Here is a 15,318-nt window from a genome sequence, read left to right as displayed (position 1 = left end):
GCCAACATGTCACAAACTCGACACCATCAAATCGTGATTGTTGGCGGCGGAGCTGCGGGATTGACGGTCGCCGCACAACTGACCAAAGGGTGGTTCAACAAGCTCGACGTGGCGGTCATCGAACCGTCCGACAAGCACTACTATCAGCCGCTTTGGACGCTCGTTGGCGGGGGAGTCGTTAACAAAGAGACGACGCTCCGTGAGGAGGCGTCCGTGATGCCACGCAGCGCGAAATGGATTCGGGATGCCGTGACTGAGTTTCACCCTGATGAAAACTATGTCCTGACTTCCAACGGTTCCAAGATCACATACGACTGGCTCGTAGTCGCAGCGGGTATCCAGCTTAACTGGAACAAGATCCCCGGCCTCAAGGAGTCCGTCGGCAAGGACGGCGTCTGCAGCAACTACTCGTATCAAACTGTTGATTCGACCTGGAAGAATATTCGCAACTTTCGTGGCGGCACCGCGCTGTTCACGCATCCCAGCGGCGCCGTCAAATGCGGCGGAGCGCCGCAGAAGATCATGTATTTGGCGGATGATTACTTCCGCCAGTCCGGCGTGCGTGACAAATCCAACGTAATTTTTGCGATCGCCAACCCGACAATTTTTGCCGTCGATAAATATCGGATCTCGCTAGAAAAGGTCGTTGAACGCAAGCAGATTGACTGCCGCTATCAGCACGAGCTAATCGAAATTCGCCCCGACAAGAAGGAGGCGGTCTTCAATCGAGTCGATACTGGTGAGACAGTTGTCATTGCCTACGACTTGCTCCATGTCGCACCACCTATGAGCGCGCCAACCTTTATTGCAAACAGTCCACTTGCTGATCAGGATGGCTGGGTCGATGTCGACCGCGAGACGCTGCAGCACAAACATTTCAGGAATATCTTTGGCATCGGCGACTGCAGTAGCTTGCCCACTTCCAAAACGGCGGCCGCGATTCGCAAGCAAGCACCAGTACTGGTCGTGAATCTTAAAGCAGCAATAAGTGGATTGCTCTTACCGAAAAGCTACAACGGCTACACATCGTGTCCAATCGTTACGGGCTATGGTTCACTTATCTTGGCAGAGTTTGGCTACGACAAGATTCCAACGGAGACGTTTCCGTTCGATCAATCGAAGGAGCGGTGGAGTATGTGGTTGCTCAAACGATTTCTGCTACCGTTCCTCTACTGGCACGGCATGCTGAAAGGCCGGGCTTAACGATGCTCCTTCGTATCATCAGAACCGCATACTGCCTTCATCCCCGAAAGGAATGAGATCCATGACTCGCATCATCCTGACCTTCGTCATCGTTATCTGCGCCGCATTTGCAGACTCGGACGTCTGGTCGCAGGCAACCAGCGTCAAACCGGGAATCAATGATTCATTTCGCGACCCTGACGTACAGGAATTCATTGGTCGCTTCGAGCTCGAGAGCCGAGAGTTGTTCGCCCGTCGCCATGAGATCGTGGCGGCCTGTCAGATCAAGCCCGGACAAACGGTCGCCGACATCGGCGCCGGGACGGGTCTGTTCACTCGGCTCTTCTCCGAAGCCGTGGGGAAAGATGGTCGCGTCATCGCTGTGGACATTTCGCAGAAGTTTCTCGATCACATCAAGGCGACCAGCCGTGAAGCGGGCCAGCGAAACGTGGACACGCTGCTCGCGACCGCCGATTCCACGGAGCTTCCCCCGGAGTCGGTCGACGTCGCCTTCATTTGCGACACCTATCATCATTTCGAGTTTCCGCTGAAGACGATGGCATCGCTCCAGCGGGCACTCAAGCCCGGTGGCCGGGTAGTGCTTGTCGACTTTCGCCGCATTCCTGGGACGAGTACCGACTGGGTGTTAAACCATGTTCGCGCTGGACAGGAAGTTTTTGAAGCCGAGATCAGCGAATCAGGTTTTGCAAAGGTAAGCGAAGAGCCTGATTTGCTTCGGGAGAACTACTTTGTGGTGTTCCAAAAAAGTATCTCGGACGATCCAGCGCGGGCACAAGGTCCGCCATGGGGAATGGGGCGAGGGCGAGGGCGAGGACCGGGGTCTGGTAGAGGTCGCGGTCCCGGGTCAGCAATGCGAGCCGATCAAGACGTTTTTCATTACTTGCTCGCACACCATAAAGATATTCGGCGCACGGTTACCAGGACGGACAATGGAGTTGAAACGGTAACAGAGTCTGACCAGCCTGAGATCACCAAGAAAATCCAGGAACATGTGGCCGCGATGCACAAACGTGTCCAGGAAGGTCGGGGACTTCGGTACTGGGACGACTTATTTGCAGCTATCTTCCAGAGGCATGCGAGCATCAAAATGACGGTGGAAGCAACAGATAAGGGCGTTCGCGTTAAAGAAACCTCTGACGATCCACTTGTCGTCGCCCTCATCCAGGCCCACGCTGATGTTGTTAGCCAGTTTGTAGCACACGGGTTTGAAGAGGCCCATCGTAATCACGCGGTGCCTCCGGCCGCGAAAGTAAAACCAGTTCCCTCATCGGAGACCAGCAAAGAGTAAAGAGATTGCCGTCCCGATACCCAATGCCGACGACCATTCACGGCGATGCCCGTGGGTCTTGAGTTCGCGCTGCGAACCGCCGCCGTCGCCGGTTTCGCCAAGAACAAGGAGAAACCGCATGACTCGAACCGGATTGAATGCGATTCTTGATGCCATCGCATACGTTGGGCTCGTTGTGTTGGCCACCACGGGCTTGATGCTGCGCTGGCAAATGCCCCCCTGATGTTGCAGCCCAAATCGATGCAGTCTGCGATGAGTTTCGATTTTCGCTAAGAAGAAGTGGTGTCCCTCGACTAAGTCCCTACCTGAACCGTCTCTCTGCCGACGCACGACAGGTAGTGCTTGCAAGGTTGGTCGAGATTGCAGCGGAGTTTCTGCAGGCTCGGGGCGATACAAATTCCGGCAAGACTATACGTGACGCCAATCCAGAACTAGATACCGAACTCGAGTCCCTCTGTTGCGATCTCGAGAACACGATTTCATTCCACCCACAGCCCCAAAGCAGTGATTCGAGCGTTCTAGCTCCCGGGTCGCAACTAGGTACCTACCGAATTGGTCAGTTGCTGGGCAAAGGCGGAATGCGTGCGGTCTACGAGGCTCTGCATCTGACAAGTGGTCGTCGACTTGCCTTAAAAGTCATGAAGGACAAGAACCCGCCAGCTGACATTCGGCGTCGATTTCTGCGCGAAGGTCGGTTGGCGGCGGCGATAAACACCCTAACAGGGCGTTCCCTACAGGTTTTTACCGCAGGATATGCCCCGTCCGCAGTTCGATCAGTGAGCAACAGAGATCGAACACCGTGCTGATGCCGAGCTTTGATTTGCCGCCGTGTCGCTCCCCGAAGCGAAGCGGTATTTCGTGGACGATTGCACCGGGTGCATGGACAAGGATATCGAGTAGGGCTTTGAAACCTCTGGGGCGAAGGTCTGCCGCCATAGCCTGGAATAGTTCGCGCCTGATGGCAAAGAATCCGCTCAGTGGGTCGGTTGCTTTTATACCTAGAATGTGGCGGCTAAGCATGGTTACTGTTCGGGACCCCCACAGACGAATACCTCCCCACGAACCGGTTGTGCCTCCCTCGACATATCGGCTGGCTATGGTGATATCGCTGTTGTCTAGCGAAGCGATCATTGCTGGTAGCAATGAGGGATCATGCTGCAAATCCGCATCCATCACCACAAGGGCATCGCCCTTGCCGAGCGACAAGCCGTCGATGATAGCGCTGGCAAGCCCCTTCTTGTCGATTCGGCGAACGCACTGAACCCGTCGGTCCTTTGACGATATCTCATCGACCAACTGCCACGTCCCATCGGGCGAATCGTCATCGACTACAATGATCTCATAGTGCCGCGTGCCGCCCAGGGCAGCGTGTATTGCAGCGATGATTGTTTTGATATTGGCAGATTCATTGAACGTGGGCAGGACAACGCTGACACGCAATGGTTCGCCGACGCAATCCAGCTTGGGTGAGATAATCATCGTGGCACCATCGAATTGTTATGGATGATCGTGAAGGATTTGCTGCTTAGATGGAATTCTTTGAATTTCAGACTCCCTTGCTGAGGGCTGTCGAGAAAGGGTGTGATCCGGCCGACCTGGTCCGTTTTCGCTATGGCAACGGCACCCGGTGTTTTGAGCTCCATTGCCAGCCGTTGCGGGTCGTCGAAAGATGGCAGCACTTTGAACAGCGGGTCGACAACACGGAACCCACAACGTTTGATTTCAGCACCTGGCAGAAAATAGAGTATCCGCCCCCGTGGGGAGACGGATCGAACGTAATCCATCGCCGGGCGATAACTACGTTCCTGGTCTAGACGAGGAAATACTGCTATCTGAAGGGTCAAGAAGATTAAGGCCAGATAACCTGCCGTACTGAGAGGAATGCGAGCCGTATAAGCCTGCCTCGCATCTTTCAATAAAAATGCTCCCAGCAAAAAAGTACCAATGCCGCTGATGAGCAATGACGAACGAAGATCGCTAATGACCGAGTGTGCTCGTGCCGGAAGATGAGCGTAGTCAAGCAACCCTGGGAATAGCGCGCTCGCGATCAATGGGAAGCTAGCCGAGATGGTGACGACGCCGAGCACGATTCGGCCGACCTGGAAGACCCGCAGTGGCGGACTTGTGATCAGGGTATGTAAGTAGCGACCAATAAGGATTGCTGCAGCAGGGTAAGCGGGCAGCAAATAGACCTGTCGCTTAGTGGCGGCGACACTCAGAAACAAGAAGGTGATTCCAAACCACAGGAGGACGAGGCGCGTAATGGGGTCTTTCCAGGAGTTTCTTGCGGCGGACCAGAGAGCCGATGGCAGAAGAAGTGCCCAGGGGGCCATTTGTGGCCAAATGCCGGTGGAATAGTAATACCACGGCTGACCATGACCGCGGCTAGCAGCTGTAAAGCGTGCGAAATTCTGTAAATACAACTCGGTCCAAACGTGTTTTGCGCCCGTGGCTTTAGCGAACGCGAAATACCATGGCAAGCATATGGCAAGCGAGATGACGCTATACCCGGCAATTGCCAACATCGACTTCCAGTTCCCTATCGAGGCAAGCCAAATCGCCAGAATGAGGCCCGGCAGCAGAAGTCCCAGGGGGCCTTTCGATAGGACCGCCAGACCAAAGCATGCGAACGCCCCACAGCGCAAGAGATAGCACCAAGGGCGCTGCCGGAACGGTTCCATGGAAAATGATACGCCGTAGAGCAGGAGGCCCGCCGTTTGAAATAGGGCGAATGCCATGTCTGGATGGTAATTAATGGACTGAAAAACAAAGAGGGGTGTCGTACCCAACGCCACGACTGCCCAGAGATTCGCAGAGGAAAATCCATCTGGTTGTTTCGGGGGAAGGAAGGCCAGCATCGCAAGGAGCAAGACTGCCATGACCGCCACTGGAAATCGTAGAACGAATGGCGACGGTCCGCCGAAAACATGGGCCGAGGCAGCTCCGAGCCAATAGGTCAGCGGAGGATAGTCAGCCCAAGCCTCGTCATTGTGCTTTGGGGTGATCCAGTTTCCGGTGCGGTACATTGTCATAGCAGGTTCGGCGACATCCGGTTCATCAGGAAACCAGAAATCACGCATCCCTAGCCATGGGACAAACAAGAAGGTTGAGAAGATCAAAGCTAAAGCGATGGCAAGAGTCGGCTTTATGCGTTCTCGTGCGCCGAGGAACGGTTGTCCGACTACCGTTTCTTGGTGAGTAAGAGTTGTAGACAACATAGTCATGCCGCAGAGGAGCAATGCAAACGCCGCAGCCAGGCCGCGACACGGCGGGAATTGTACTTGCCTCGACAGACAGATGACAATGCCACTGTGAGCTGTTTCAATGTCTAGCCATGGACTGCATGGTGACGGCAACACCTTTGCGAGGGGTGAGCGTCCGATGCCGACTTGCGGCGAGGTGAACGGCACAACCAAAGACTTGATTCTGAGACACGGTCGCATCAAGGTTTACCACGACCTGGATCCGCTGACAGTTGGCGAGCGCATCAAGGTTTACCTCGTCCACGATCAATTCGATGCTCGCTCATTCCCAAACGAGCTAATCGACTGATCCAAATCTTCATGATCGGCGTTGCACACTTAGACCCTTCCGTGTGACTTCGGCGACGGAATTCGAAGTTATTTGATATTGGCAGCAGTCAAAAATTCGTCAACGATTGCGCGCGTCGGCAGCACAGTGGTGAAGGGATTCGTACAACCCCGGAGTCGTCGAACAATTCGCTACTCGACAAGTCTCTCATAGTAGAATTTTAAGATTGTAAATGCCTATTTAGATGATTGTAGATGGCATCTAAGTCGTAGGGGCAGAATTTTTTCCGATAGCATTCAAAAGACCCGTGACAATCAACCCCACAAGAAAGATCGTGAGAGTGCCCACGACGACGGTCAGGTTGCTGTTCAATGGGCTGCGAATCGCTTCGGGCATGTTGGGCCATAGTTTTGGCATCGTGATCCAAATGATTGCGACCATACCAGCCGCGACGGCAACAAAGCCGGCTTTGGGTCCACTCGTGCGGCTGATCATTCCTAAGAGAAACAATCCCAGCACGCCTCCTGAAAACAAGCCGGCTAAGTCCCACCAAACGTCGAGTCCACTCCCTTCTTGGATCATCCACAAACCGACGGCCGTGCCGGAGATGCCCCATACCACCGTCGAGATACGCAGCACGAGTAGCGATTCGCGTTCACCAGCATCGGGTCGAAAGTATCTTTTGTAAAGATCCTCAAGGGTCAGTGTTGCCATGCTACTGAGATTCGAGTCCATGGACGCCGCGAAGATTGCCGCAACGACCAGACCAGCCATGCCGTAGGGGAGTTGGGTGACGATGAAATGAGGCAGCACGTGATCGGCCTGTTGGATATCACCCAGCAACTCGGGTTGAGCACGATAGAAAACAAACAAACCCGTGCCGACGAAAAAGAAAATTGCCGACGTAGGAACGTAGAGAATCGCCGTAATCCAGACACTTTTCTTGGCTTCTTTTTCGTCGATGGCGGTAATGTACCGCTGCACGTAGCTTTGATCGGTGGCGAAGTTGCCCAGATTCATGACAAGGCCATAAGCGAATAACACCCAAAATGTGGGCTCAACGAGTGATGGTGAAAAGCTGCCGAGGCTGAATTTATCATAGGAGGCCCCCCCTTCCAAAATCGCAGTAAGTCCCCCCGGGGTTTTGAAAATCAAAGTCAGCAAACAAGTGACGGTACCCGCGATGAGAACAAAACTTTGGAATACACCTATCCAAACGGCCGCCTTAATGCCACCAGCCAGTGTGCAAATCATCATCAGCACCCCGATCAGAATGATCGTCGGCGTGAGCGTCCAGCCTGTGACCGGTGAAATAACAAGGCCCAGGGGATAAACGATTGCTCCCATCCGTGCCATCTGGGTGAGCAAAAAGCAGATCACGGCATACGTTCGCGCCCAAGGCCCAAACTGATGTTCGAAATGCTCATACGCGGAGATCGCACCTGCTCGACGAAAGAACGGTACAAACCATCGCACCGCGACAACAGCCGCGATCGGAGTCGCCAGTGTGAAAACGTAGGAACTCCAGTTCGAGGCGTAAGCCTTTCCGGGGGCCAATACGAACGAGATGCTGCTCACATAGGAGCCGAACATCGACAATCCAATGGCCCAACCGGGGAGCGCTCCCCCCGCGGAAACAAAGTCTGCGGCACTTCCCTGTCTACTGGCGAACCACACTCCCATGCCGGTGACGGCGAGAAGGTAAGTGGTCAGTACTATAACATTGAGATCAAACAGCGCGGCGATAATCATTATGGAACTAGATATGTCTGCTGCGAGCAAAAGCGAAAAGTAATCGACAAGCAAAGCGGATGACTTACTGGGGAGAATTTACAACTAACGTAATCCAAACACGATGTTCTTCAATAAGGCCTGAAAGTAGGAATCTCTAATTCGAGCCATCAATAGTTTTTCAATAGGTCATTTTCTCGTTTTTGCGAAGACAAACGGCTGTGCGATGCGGGAAATGACGTACAGTGCCAAGTCTCCGTGCCCAACTCTGCTCATAGATAACTTCGTATGAATATTAGTGATTGGGCCGGAAGATGGCTGCTTTTACATGCTTGGCGAAGAGGCCTCGGAAGGGAATTGAGACGTAGGCTGGCACTTTGGCTGCATAGTCTTGATACGATCGTCCAAGATAGTAGGCGAGACGGCGATCTTTTAACCAACTTCCTGTGAAAATGTATACCGTCCAAGTTGCGGTTAGCAGCGCATGGTCGAGCGTCATCCTGGGCGTGAACCAGATCAGTCCTAGGAAACTTAAATAGACGGGATGGCGCAGCATATGATAGGCGCCTCGAGGTTGAAACGGACGAGCTGGAACAGATTCTCCGTGCAGCCAATAGGACCAGGGTGTATAGCCTGTTTGATAGCCCAATCCCGTGAGATTAATGCTGTAGTACAAGGCGAACCAGGAAGCAATGAAGCAAATTCTCATCAGTATGCCACCAATGCCTTGAAAGTGCCAAAGCTCATAGCCATGCGTCTGCCAACAATCAATGAGAAGCAGCAGACTAAAACACGTGACAGCGCAAAACATCAGCCCATAAAAGGCAGGGTGGATAAACTTGGTAAGTTTCTTCTTGACGGCTGGCAGCAAAAGAATGCTGTGAGGAATCGCAAACTGTAATGCTAAAAAGGCATCCCAAAGTAAGGACGTGTTTCGAGTTGCTTGTTTGCCATCTTGCAAAAACCAATACAAGTACCAAACCGTAATGCCAAAGAGAAGTTGTGTGGACCAACCCACAGCAATTCCTGCAGCACGTGTATAGGTCATTGGCAGTTTTAGTTCTGCGGCTTTCATGGCTAGGCCATCCCTGCTAAAGAAAAATGAATTGTAGTTATCGCTGAGCTATATAAAGGTCGCCGAAGATTTGGAGCTCGTTTGCGACACCAATCGTGCCGAAGGCTTTTGAAAACGGCGTCATGCCAAAATCTGTTTGACGAATCTTGAAACTGCCGCGGACATGTGCCCAACCATCAAACTGTTCCACTTCCACTGGAAATTGAATTGCTCGAGTTACACCATGCAGTGAGAACTCGCCTGAGAACTCATGAACAGCCAATCCTTTGGAACTTTTGCGCTGGGTTAAGCGAGCAGATTTGATCCGAAAATTGGCCGTTGGGAACCGTGCCACGTCGAGTACCTCGGACCCTCGCATGTTAGCCGTCACTTTTTGTTGCGTGGCGGGGTCAGACAAGCCCTCTAAGCCGATGTACTGACGAGCGTAGTCAGGATCAGCCACAAAACTGCCTAGTTCGAAGATAAGTTCGCCAGCATTTTCCTCATGTTCCAATAAGACTTGCCCTGCTTTCAACATGCCGACCACGGCATGCTCATGTCCGAATCCCGTTTTACCCACACGGATGTAAACGCGACTGCGCTGCGCGTCGACCTCGCCCTGAGCAAAACTTTTCGCCGGCACTTGCGGCTCGGCGGGGAGTTGCGCGGTAGCGATGTTGTGAAGAAAAAACCAACTCAAAGCGATGGCCAACGGACGCGAACTTCGAGCAAACTGGAACGTACCCATCAGGGAAACTCCTAGAAAACAGATAGTCTAGGGTTGCTAGCAACCTCCGCAAAAAACTGAGATTGACTCACGAACCCAAGTTCGATGAACATACTGCAACGAGAATTACTACAAACATCGTTGATGAGTCTAGGGCACTTCTCGAGGTTGAACATTTCGTAATTTTTTACCAAGGAGCCGTGATCCCCATGGAACACCGACTCACGCGATATGAACTTGAGCTGATGGATGTCTTATGGGATTTGGGCGAGGGAACCGTGCAGCAAGTCTGCGACAAACTCGAACGCCCTTTGGCCTACACGACGCTCAGTTTGTTGCATTGCAAGAAGGGCGTTCTAAATCGGAATAAAATAGGTCGCGCATTTGTGTATAGTCCCAGCATTAGCCGTGACGAGATTTCACGTTCTATGATTGGCGATTTGAAGGAGTTGCTCTTTGGCAACCGTTTGCCTTCGCTGGTGATCAATTTGTTGTCTGAAGAAAAGATGAGCAAAAGCGATGTCGCGGCGTTGCGCGCGGCCGTTGAGCAACTGGAAGCCAAGTCATGAGTTTGCCGTCAGCGCTTGAAATACTGCTGTCTTTGACCGTGCAAGTAGCGATTTTGTACTTCGCCACGAATTGGATTGAGCGACGTGAAAGCTCGGATGAGTCCAAAGATCGGCTGTGGAATGCCTTTTACATATTGGTTCTTACACTGACCGTACTCGCTTGGGCCGGCCCTCACGTGAGGATATTGCCAATCAGTGTGTTCCTTGAGAGTGAAAGCGTCGTCAAGGTCCTTGATTGGCAAACGTATGTTGCTTGGACAGCTTTGAGCGTGTGGGGCACCGGTGTGATTGTGGGTTTCACGGCCTTGCTGCTTGGCATGTTGAAATCAATGAATGTCCTGCGTGCCACTGATCCCATTGAAGCAGATCTACAACGAGCACTGCTTGCGGGAATCAAAACAAACCTGAACTCGAGGCATGCTGTCAAAATACGCACCACTGACCAACTGATGAGTCCTTACTGTTGGCAAATGTATCAGCCGCTGATTGTCTTGCCGCGTGCCTTGCTCTCGGCTTCGTTCGACATAGTCCATACTATCGTTGGGCACGAAATTTCGCACTTACGCGCCAATCATCCGTTTTATTTATTCCTACAGCGGCTTGTTGAAATCCTTTATTGGTATCATCCCGCTGTTTGGCGAGCTTCGCGTCGAGCCGCCTTGCAGCGCGAATTTATCGCCGATGGCGGCGCGGTTCGTTCTCGGACCGAAGCCATCGAATACCTCAAGGGCCTGATGATGCTCGCTGAGTGTCAGGCTGCATCGCCAAACTTGCCAATTGGGTTAGCATTGAAAGAAAGCGCTTCGCAAATCCAAGAGCGAATTCAGCGGCTGGTTGCTCGAGATTGGAATTCCACACAATCAACAGTGCAAAAGCGTTGGATGATTAAGTTCGCCGTGATTGCCTGTTTGTGCATGGTGACCTGGTTGCCGATCAGCGTGGCGGCATCTTCACGGGGGTTGTGGTCCCCCTGGCCTCAGTGGTCAGCTGGCGCATTACGCGAACTGGGAATTGAAGTTCGCGACTATGAGATTGATTCTCACAGAGTACTTCACCATCACTACGACGTTTCCTTGAATTGATTTTCATACTAACTATGAGTTGTCATCGATATTCACTGTCTCGTGAATTGCCCTCGCGAAGGGCATTCACCGTACTTGAGTTACTCGTTTGCATTACCGTGATTGGAGTGCTGATGGGTTTGATTCTGCCAGCCGTCCAAGCCGCGCGTGAAACGGCTCGGCGCATGGACTGCCTGCAAAATTTACGTCAAATCGGCATCGCCTTACACAACTGCCACGATACGCAAGGCCGGATTCCAGCTGGCTGGAGTTCTGTGTCGGGAACGTCATCAGCCATCGGTTGGGCAGCCAGAATTTTACCTTACTTGGAGCAGAATCAATTGCGTCAACTTGTGGACGAACGCGCCGGTATTGATTCGCCGAACAACGCGGCAGCACGCACAGCGACTTTGGAAACATATATGTGTGCTTCCGACGTCGAAGATGATCATTTTCAGCTTTTCAAGGAAATCGGTGACCATGAATCGCATGAACCCAACTCAACCGAAGTCATCGTTGAGTTACCGGCGGCAAGCTATCTAGGAGTATTCGGATCAAGTGATCCTGATGCTGAGCTCTCCGTGCAAGGTGAGGGTGCGTTTGTTCGCGATCGCGATTTGACTTTTTCTCGGGTACTGCGAGGTACATCTCACGTATTATTTGTCGGCGAACGAACCGCGCGGAAGCTTCCGGCAACATGGCTGGGCATCGACCTAGAAGGAGAGGACGCAGCGGGACGCGTGGCAGGACAAGCTTTGTTGGGACCTAATCGCGACGATGCCGACGAGTGTGAATTTGACAGTCGCCATCCCGGCGGCGTGAATTTTTTGTGGGGTGACGGCCATGGTACATGGCTAGTTGATGAAGTCGATCCCCTGCTCTACCGAACGCTGGCTTGTCTTCAAGAATGAAATTGGCAAGTTCGATCCGTTATTAGTTTTCTGGCAGCACGCAAGGATGCAAAGTATGAACACAGTAACAGCAGGTAGCTATCTACTACAAACATCGTTGTCGGCGACTCTTTTCGATAAGACGTGGAACGAGTGGTTCAGATCGAGGCAGCTGGCTCCTGAAGTGATGGACCAGCCTACATTGGCAAAGGACGCCCACCATGAAGCCTTACGAGGTCTCTCACGGACAAATTGTTGGGGAACGACGCGACGGCAAATTTGGAAGGCGATCGTTCGTATTGCCCGGAAACGAAAACTCAAAGCGTTAAGAGTGCTTGATGTTGCCTGTGGGGCAGGAGACTTGGCAATTTGGCTGAAACGTCGGTCGGAGCGAGCAGGTTTGCATTTGCTGATCGAAGGTTGCGACAAAAGCCCCACCGCAGTGGACTTCGCCAGATTACAAGCTACCAACGCGGGGTTACGTTCAATTCGATTTTTCAAGTGCGATGTCCTCAGTGAGCAATTGGCATCAACCTACGACTTCGTGACTTGTTCACTTTTTTTGCACCACCTGGATGAATTCGAGGCCGTTTCGCTTTTGAAAAGGTTGGCAGCAGTGGCAGATCACGCTCTGTTAGTCGACGACTTGCGTCGATCAGCAAGCGGATATGGATTGGCTTGGTTGGGATGCGCCATTTTGACACGCTCACCGGTTGTCCATGTCGATGCGCCGCTTTCCGTGCGGGCTGCGTTTCGTGAGAACGAAGCCCAGCAGTTGTTTGTTAAGGCGGGCTTGCAGGGAGCGACTCTCCGTCGGCATTGGCCACAGCGCTATCTAATAACTTGGGAGCAGCCATGGACGGCCAACAAAACAGCAGCCGCTTAGGAACCCGCCAGCATCCTTGGGACGTGGTCGTCATTGGGGCGGGCCCAGCCGGTGGGTTGGCCGCAACATTGCTCGCGCGACAAGGCTTACGGATCTTGTTGATCGAGCGCAAGAAATTTCCACGAGATAAAGTTTGCGGTGGCTGCCTAAGCCCCGATGGAGTCGCTTTACTAAAGCAATTGTCGTTGAACACTGTCTTGACGAATTCCTACGCTGTTCCTATCGAGCAACTCGAACTTCGCGGTCAACGCAGGCAATTCGTTACCTCGATGACAGGCGGTGCGGCAATACTGCGGTCTTGCTTTGACGAAGAACTGGCGAAAGTTGCAATTCAATCCGGTGCGCACCTGTGGATGGAAACCACCGCCACAATAACAGACGGGTTCGATAATGGCCTGCGGAGAATAGAGCTGAAATCAGCACAGAATTCTAAGCAACATATTTATGCACGAGTCGTGCTGGCCTGCGATGGACTTGGTAACAATTGCGTGGCACGGCTACCAAAATTTCGCCAAATTGCGTCTCGATTTGCTCGAATCGGTGTCGGGGGACTTCTTGAAGTCAGTGATCCAGGCTTGCCAGCGGGACTACTTTCGATGGCGATAGGCAAACATGGTTACGTCGGGCGTATCAAACTCGGCGATGGCAGGGTGAGTTTGGCTGCTGCGCTTAATCCGATTGCTGTTCGTCAGCTAGGGGCAAGCGCAGCAGTCTTTAGCGTACTAGAACAATGCCAAGTCGCGAACGCCACGCGGTATGGAGATTGTGAACTTCGCGGGACCTTGCCTTTAACACGCCGGGCCGCCTGCATAGCCGACGAAGGAATTTTTCTGGTAGGCGACTCGGCGGGTTATGTTGAACCATTTACCGGCGAGGGAATGACTCTCGCAATGCAAGCGGCCGAGGCAGTGATTCCTTTAGTCATGACAGCACAATCAGGCTGGCACCCGAATATTGCTCGCAAGTGGCATCACATTTTCCATCACCTTACCGACCCAAGGCATGCCCTTTGTCGAGGTTTAAGCGTCTTGTGTCGACAGCCTTGGCTTGTCAACACAGGACTATCAGTTGCGTGGCATGCTCCCCGTCTACTTTCCACATTGGTATCTTCCATTCACCCCGCCCCTCAAAGAATGAGAAACGAGAATACATGGGACTTCACATCCTCGGTTTAGGCACCGCGACCCCGCCCCACATGATTAGGCAAGATGATGCGGCCAATTTAGCATTGGTTACTCAAGGGCTTGGTATTCAACATACTGAGACAATCACCAAGCTGTATCGCAAAAGTGGAGTGAGTTCGCGCCGCTGTGTCATCTTGGAGTCGTCGACAAACGGAGTCCCAGCGCATCAATCGTTTTTCGCACCCGCTGAGGATGCGAGCAAGCGTGGTCCAACGACCGGCGAGCGCATGATGTTTTATCAAGAAAAAGCTGCCGATTTAGCAGTGGAATCGGCTGAAATAGCTTTACACCGCGCAAATCTCACGGGACGAGAGATTACGCATTTGGTCACGGCTTCTTGCACAGGATTTCATTCCCCGGGTGTTGATCTTACGCTGTGCGAGCGCCTCGAATTACCCACCGATGTTGCCCGAACGCATATTGGTTTTATGGGCTGCCACGCAGCACTCAATGCCATTCGGGTGGCCAATTCTTTTGCGAAATCTGACCCAAAAAGCCGTGTGTTGGTCTGCGCCGTAGAGCTATGTAGTTTGCACTTTCAATACAGCAACCGCAGTGAGCACTTTGTGAGCAACTCCTTGTTTGCTGATGGAGCAGCTTCGCTTGTTGGCAAAGGGGGATCATGTAATTCTTGGGGAGAGGTAGTTGCAAACGCTTCCTGGCGACTTCCGAATACCAGCGATCTCATGTCATGGAAGGTGGGCGATCATGGTTTCGAAATGAGTCTGTCATCTCGCGTTCCAGGCGTGATTCGCCGTTATTTGCAGGAAGCGATCTCACAATGGCTCGCCCAATCAGAAGTCAGGATCGAAGACGTCAGCTCGTGGGCGATCCATCCGGGAGGACCGCGCATTCTGGATGCTTGTGAAGAATCGCTCGGATTATCGGCACACGATCTTGAAGCTTCGCGGCGCGTACTTAATGATTATGGCAATATGTCGTCGCCGACGGTGCTATTTGTCTTAGAAGAACTTCGGCGCGAAAAGAAGAACGGCCTTTGCGTGATGCTCGCCTTTGGACCTGGATTGGTCATGGAAGCAGCGCTCATCAAGCTATCTGCTTAGCTGAAGATCAGTATTGCGATAGATCTTGTTCACGAAACAAAAAGTATCAGCAGGCAGTAGCCTAACCCTCCCATTCGCGCCTGGTGGCGGTTGAGCTGGTCGACTACTGCCTGCTGATCGTGCTTTTAAA

15 protein-coding genes are annotated in these 15,318 nt (G+C 52.6%); 9 read left to right on the top strand and 6 right to left on the bottom strand.

The annotated features are described in order from the left end of the window. Positions 1–6: 6 nt before the first annotated feature. Both AC6T8Q_RS19990 and AC6T8Q_RS19985 read left to right on the top strand, forming a co-directional pair. Positions 7–1,203: an NAD(P)/FAD-dependent oxidoreductase gene (locus tag AC6T8Q_RS19990; protein ID WP_500680763.1), complete on the top strand. Its 1,197-nt coding sequence runs from the start codon at positions 7–9 to the stop codon at positions 1,201–1,203. A gap of 61 nt (positions 1,204–1,264) precedes the next feature. Further along, positions 1,265–2,491, top strand: a complete 1,227-nt coding sequence (locus AC6T8Q_RS19985; RefSeq protein WP_500680762.1) for a class I SAM-dependent methyltransferase — start codon at positions 1,265–1,267, stop codon at positions 2,489–2,491. On the opposite strand, the gene AC6T8Q_RS19980 is transcribed toward AC6T8Q_RS19985, so the two are convergent. The 3 genes from AC6T8Q_RS19980 to AC6T8Q_RS19970 all read right to left on the bottom strand — a co-directional run bounded on the left by AC6T8Q_RS19980 (position 2,468) and on the right by AC6T8Q_RS19970 (position 5,709). Beyond that, positions 2,468–2,611, bottom strand: a complete 144-nt coding sequence (locus AC6T8Q_RS19980; protein ID WP_496920091.1) for a hypothetical protein — start codon at positions 2,609–2,611, stop codon at positions 2,468–2,470. The two genes, AC6T8Q_RS19985 and AC6T8Q_RS19980, sit on opposite strands and share 24 nt — an antisense overlap. 621 nt (positions 2,612–3,232) lie before the next feature. Then, the gene (locus tag AC6T8Q_RS19975) at positions 3,233–3,970 is read right to left on the bottom strand and encodes a polyprenol monophosphomannose synthase (protein ID WP_500680761.1); all 738 of its coding nucleotides are present in this window, start codon (positions 3,968–3,970) and stop codon (positions 3,233–3,235) included. Next, positions 3,967–5,709 (bottom strand): ArnT family glycosyltransferase, encoded by a 1,743-nt coding sequence (locus AC6T8Q_RS19970; RefSeq protein WP_500680760.1) that lies wholly within the window; start codon positions 5,707–5,709, stop codon positions 3,967–3,969. The genes AC6T8Q_RS19975 and AC6T8Q_RS19970 overlap by 4 nt, the downstream gene beginning before the upstream one ends. A gap of 106 nt (positions 5,710–5,815) precedes the next feature. Here AC6T8Q_RS19970 and AC6T8Q_RS19965 point away from each other — a divergent pair, with 106 nt between their 5' ends. Then, a complete protein-coding gene (locus AC6T8Q_RS19965) occupies positions 5,816–6,043 on the top strand; it encodes a hypothetical protein (protein ID WP_500680759.1) in 228 nt (75 codons plus the stop codon). A gap of 240 nt (positions 6,044–6,283) precedes the next feature. Here the strand turns inward: AC6T8Q_RS19965 and AC6T8Q_RS19960 are convergent, their stop codons facing one another. From AC6T8Q_RS19960 to AC6T8Q_RS19950, 3 genes are all read right to left on the bottom strand, one after another. Next, complete coding sequence (locus AC6T8Q_RS19960; protein ID WP_500680758.1) at positions 6,284–7,774, bottom strand: sodium:solute symporter family protein; 1,491 nt, start codon at positions 7,772–7,774, stop codon at positions 6,284–6,286. A gap of 274 nt (positions 7,775–8,048) precedes the next feature. Continuing rightward, positions 8,049–8,828, bottom strand: a complete 780-nt coding sequence (locus AC6T8Q_RS19955; RefSeq protein WP_500680757.1) for a hypothetical protein — start codon at positions 8,826–8,828, stop codon at positions 8,049–8,051. 37 nt (positions 8,829–8,865) lie between these two features. Next, entirely contained in the window at positions 8,866–9,555 is a 690-nt protein-coding gene (locus tag AC6T8Q_RS19950; protein ID WP_500680756.1) for a YceI family protein, read from the bottom strand. Positions 9,556–9,743: 188 nt separating this feature from the next. Between AC6T8Q_RS19950 and AC6T8Q_RS19945 the strand changes: the two genes are divergently transcribed. From AC6T8Q_RS19945 to AC6T8Q_RS19920, 6 genes are read left to right on the top strand one after another with little or no spacing between them, the layout of a single operon-like run. Then, positions 9,744–10,103: a BlaI/MecI/CopY family transcriptional regulator gene (locus tag AC6T8Q_RS19945; protein ID WP_500680755.1), complete on the top strand. Its 360-nt coding sequence runs from the start codon at positions 9,744–9,746 to the stop codon at positions 10,101–10,103. After that, positions 10,100–11,185 (top strand): M56 family metallopeptidase, encoded by a 1,086-nt coding sequence (locus AC6T8Q_RS19940; RefSeq protein ID WP_500680754.1) that lies wholly within the window; start codon positions 10,100–10,102, stop codon positions 11,183–11,185. The genes AC6T8Q_RS19945 and AC6T8Q_RS19940 overlap by 4 nt, the downstream gene beginning before the upstream one ends. A gap of 14 nt (positions 11,186–11,199) precedes the next feature. Further along, positions 11,200–12,075: a DUF1559 family PulG-like putative transporter gene (locus tag AC6T8Q_RS19935; protein ID WP_500680753.1), complete on the top strand. Its 876-nt coding sequence runs from the start codon at positions 11,200–11,202 to the stop codon at positions 12,073–12,075. Then, the gene (locus tag AC6T8Q_RS19930; RefSeq protein WP_500680752.1) at positions 12,026–12,940 is read left to right on the top strand and encodes a methyltransferase domain-containing protein; all 915 of its coding nucleotides are present in this window, start codon (positions 12,026–12,028) and stop codon (positions 12,938–12,940) included. Before AC6T8Q_RS19935 ends, AC6T8Q_RS19930 begins: the two co-directional genes overlap by 50 nt. Further along, positions 12,910–14,115 (top strand): NAD(P)/FAD-dependent oxidoreductase, encoded by a 1,206-nt coding sequence (locus AC6T8Q_RS19925; RefSeq protein ID WP_500680751.1) that lies wholly within the window; start codon positions 12,910–12,912, stop codon positions 14,113–14,115. Before AC6T8Q_RS19930 ends, AC6T8Q_RS19925 begins: the two co-directional genes overlap by 31 nt. Continuing rightward, positions 14,091–15,188 carry a type III polyketide synthase gene (locus AC6T8Q_RS19920; protein ID WP_500680750.1) on the top strand — a complete coding sequence of 366 codons (1,098 nt, stop codon included), beginning with the start codon at positions 14,091–14,093 and terminating at the stop codon, positions 15,186–15,188. The genes AC6T8Q_RS19925 and AC6T8Q_RS19920 overlap by 25 nt, the downstream gene beginning before the upstream one ends. The last annotated feature ends 130 nt before the right edge of the window (positions 15,189–15,318 follow it).

Source organism: Bythopirellula sp. (genome assembly GCF_041737835.1).
GTDB lineage: Bacteria > Planctomycetota > Planctomycetia > Pirellulales > Lacipirellulaceae > Bythopirellula.
Note: the sequence above shows the minus strand (reverse complement) of the source record. Positions and strands in the feature narration are given on the sequence as shown.

Coding starts and splice junctions, on each gene's coding strand:
- AC6T8Q_RS19950 (WP_500680756.1), bottom strand. CDS start 9,555: ATGGGTACGTTCCAGTTTGCTCGAAGTTCGCGTCCGTTGGCCATCGCT.
- AC6T8Q_RS19930 (WP_500680752.1), top strand. CDS start 12,026: ATGAAGTCGATCCCCTGCTCTACCGAACGCTGGCTTGTCTTCAAGAAT.
- AC6T8Q_RS19920 (WP_500680750.1), top strand. CDS start 14,091: ATGGGACTTCACATCCTCGGTTTAGGCACCGCGACCCCGCCCCACATG.
- AC6T8Q_RS19960 (WP_500680758.1), bottom strand. CDS start 7,774: ATGATTATCGCCGCGCTGTTTGATCTCAATGTTATAGTACTGACCACT.
- AC6T8Q_RS19925 (WP_500680751.1), top strand. CDS start 12,910: ATGGACGGCCAACAAAACAGCAGCCGCTTAGGAACCCGCCAGCATCCT.
- AC6T8Q_RS19990 (WP_500680763.1), top strand. CDS start 7: ATGTCACAAACTCGACACCATCAAATCGTGATTGTTGGCGGCGGAGCT.
- AC6T8Q_RS19985 (WP_500680762.1), top strand. CDS start 1,265: ATGACTCGCATCATCCTGACCTTCGTCATCGTTATCTGCGCCGCATTT.
- AC6T8Q_RS19970 (WP_500680760.1), bottom strand. CDS start 5,709: ATGTTGTCTACAACTCTTACTCACCAAGAAACGGTAGTCGGACAACCG.
- AC6T8Q_RS19955 (WP_500680757.1), bottom strand. CDS start 8,828: ATGAAAGCCGCAGAACTAAAACTGCCAATGACCTATACACGTGCTGCA.
- AC6T8Q_RS19965 (WP_500680759.1), top strand. CDS start 5,816: ATGTCTAGCCATGGACTGCATGGTGACGGCAACACCTTTGCGAGGGGT.
- AC6T8Q_RS19980 (WP_496920091.1), bottom strand. CDS start 2,611: ATGCGGTTTCTCCTTGTTCTTGGCGAAACCGGCGACGGCGGCGGTTCG.
- AC6T8Q_RS19935 (WP_500680753.1), top strand. CDS start 11,200: ATGAGTTGTCATCGATATTCACTGTCTCGTGAATTGCCCTCGCGAAGG.
- AC6T8Q_RS19940 (WP_500680754.1), top strand. CDS start 10,100: ATGAGTTTGCCGTCAGCGCTTGAAATACTGCTGTCTTTGACCGTGCAA.
- AC6T8Q_RS19945 (WP_500680755.1), top strand. CDS start 9,744: ATGGAACACCGACTCACGCGATATGAACTTGAGCTGATGGATGTCTTA.
- AC6T8Q_RS19975 (WP_500680761.1), bottom strand. CDS start 3,970: ATGATTATCTCACCCAAGCTGGATTGCGTCGGCGAACCATTGCGTGTC.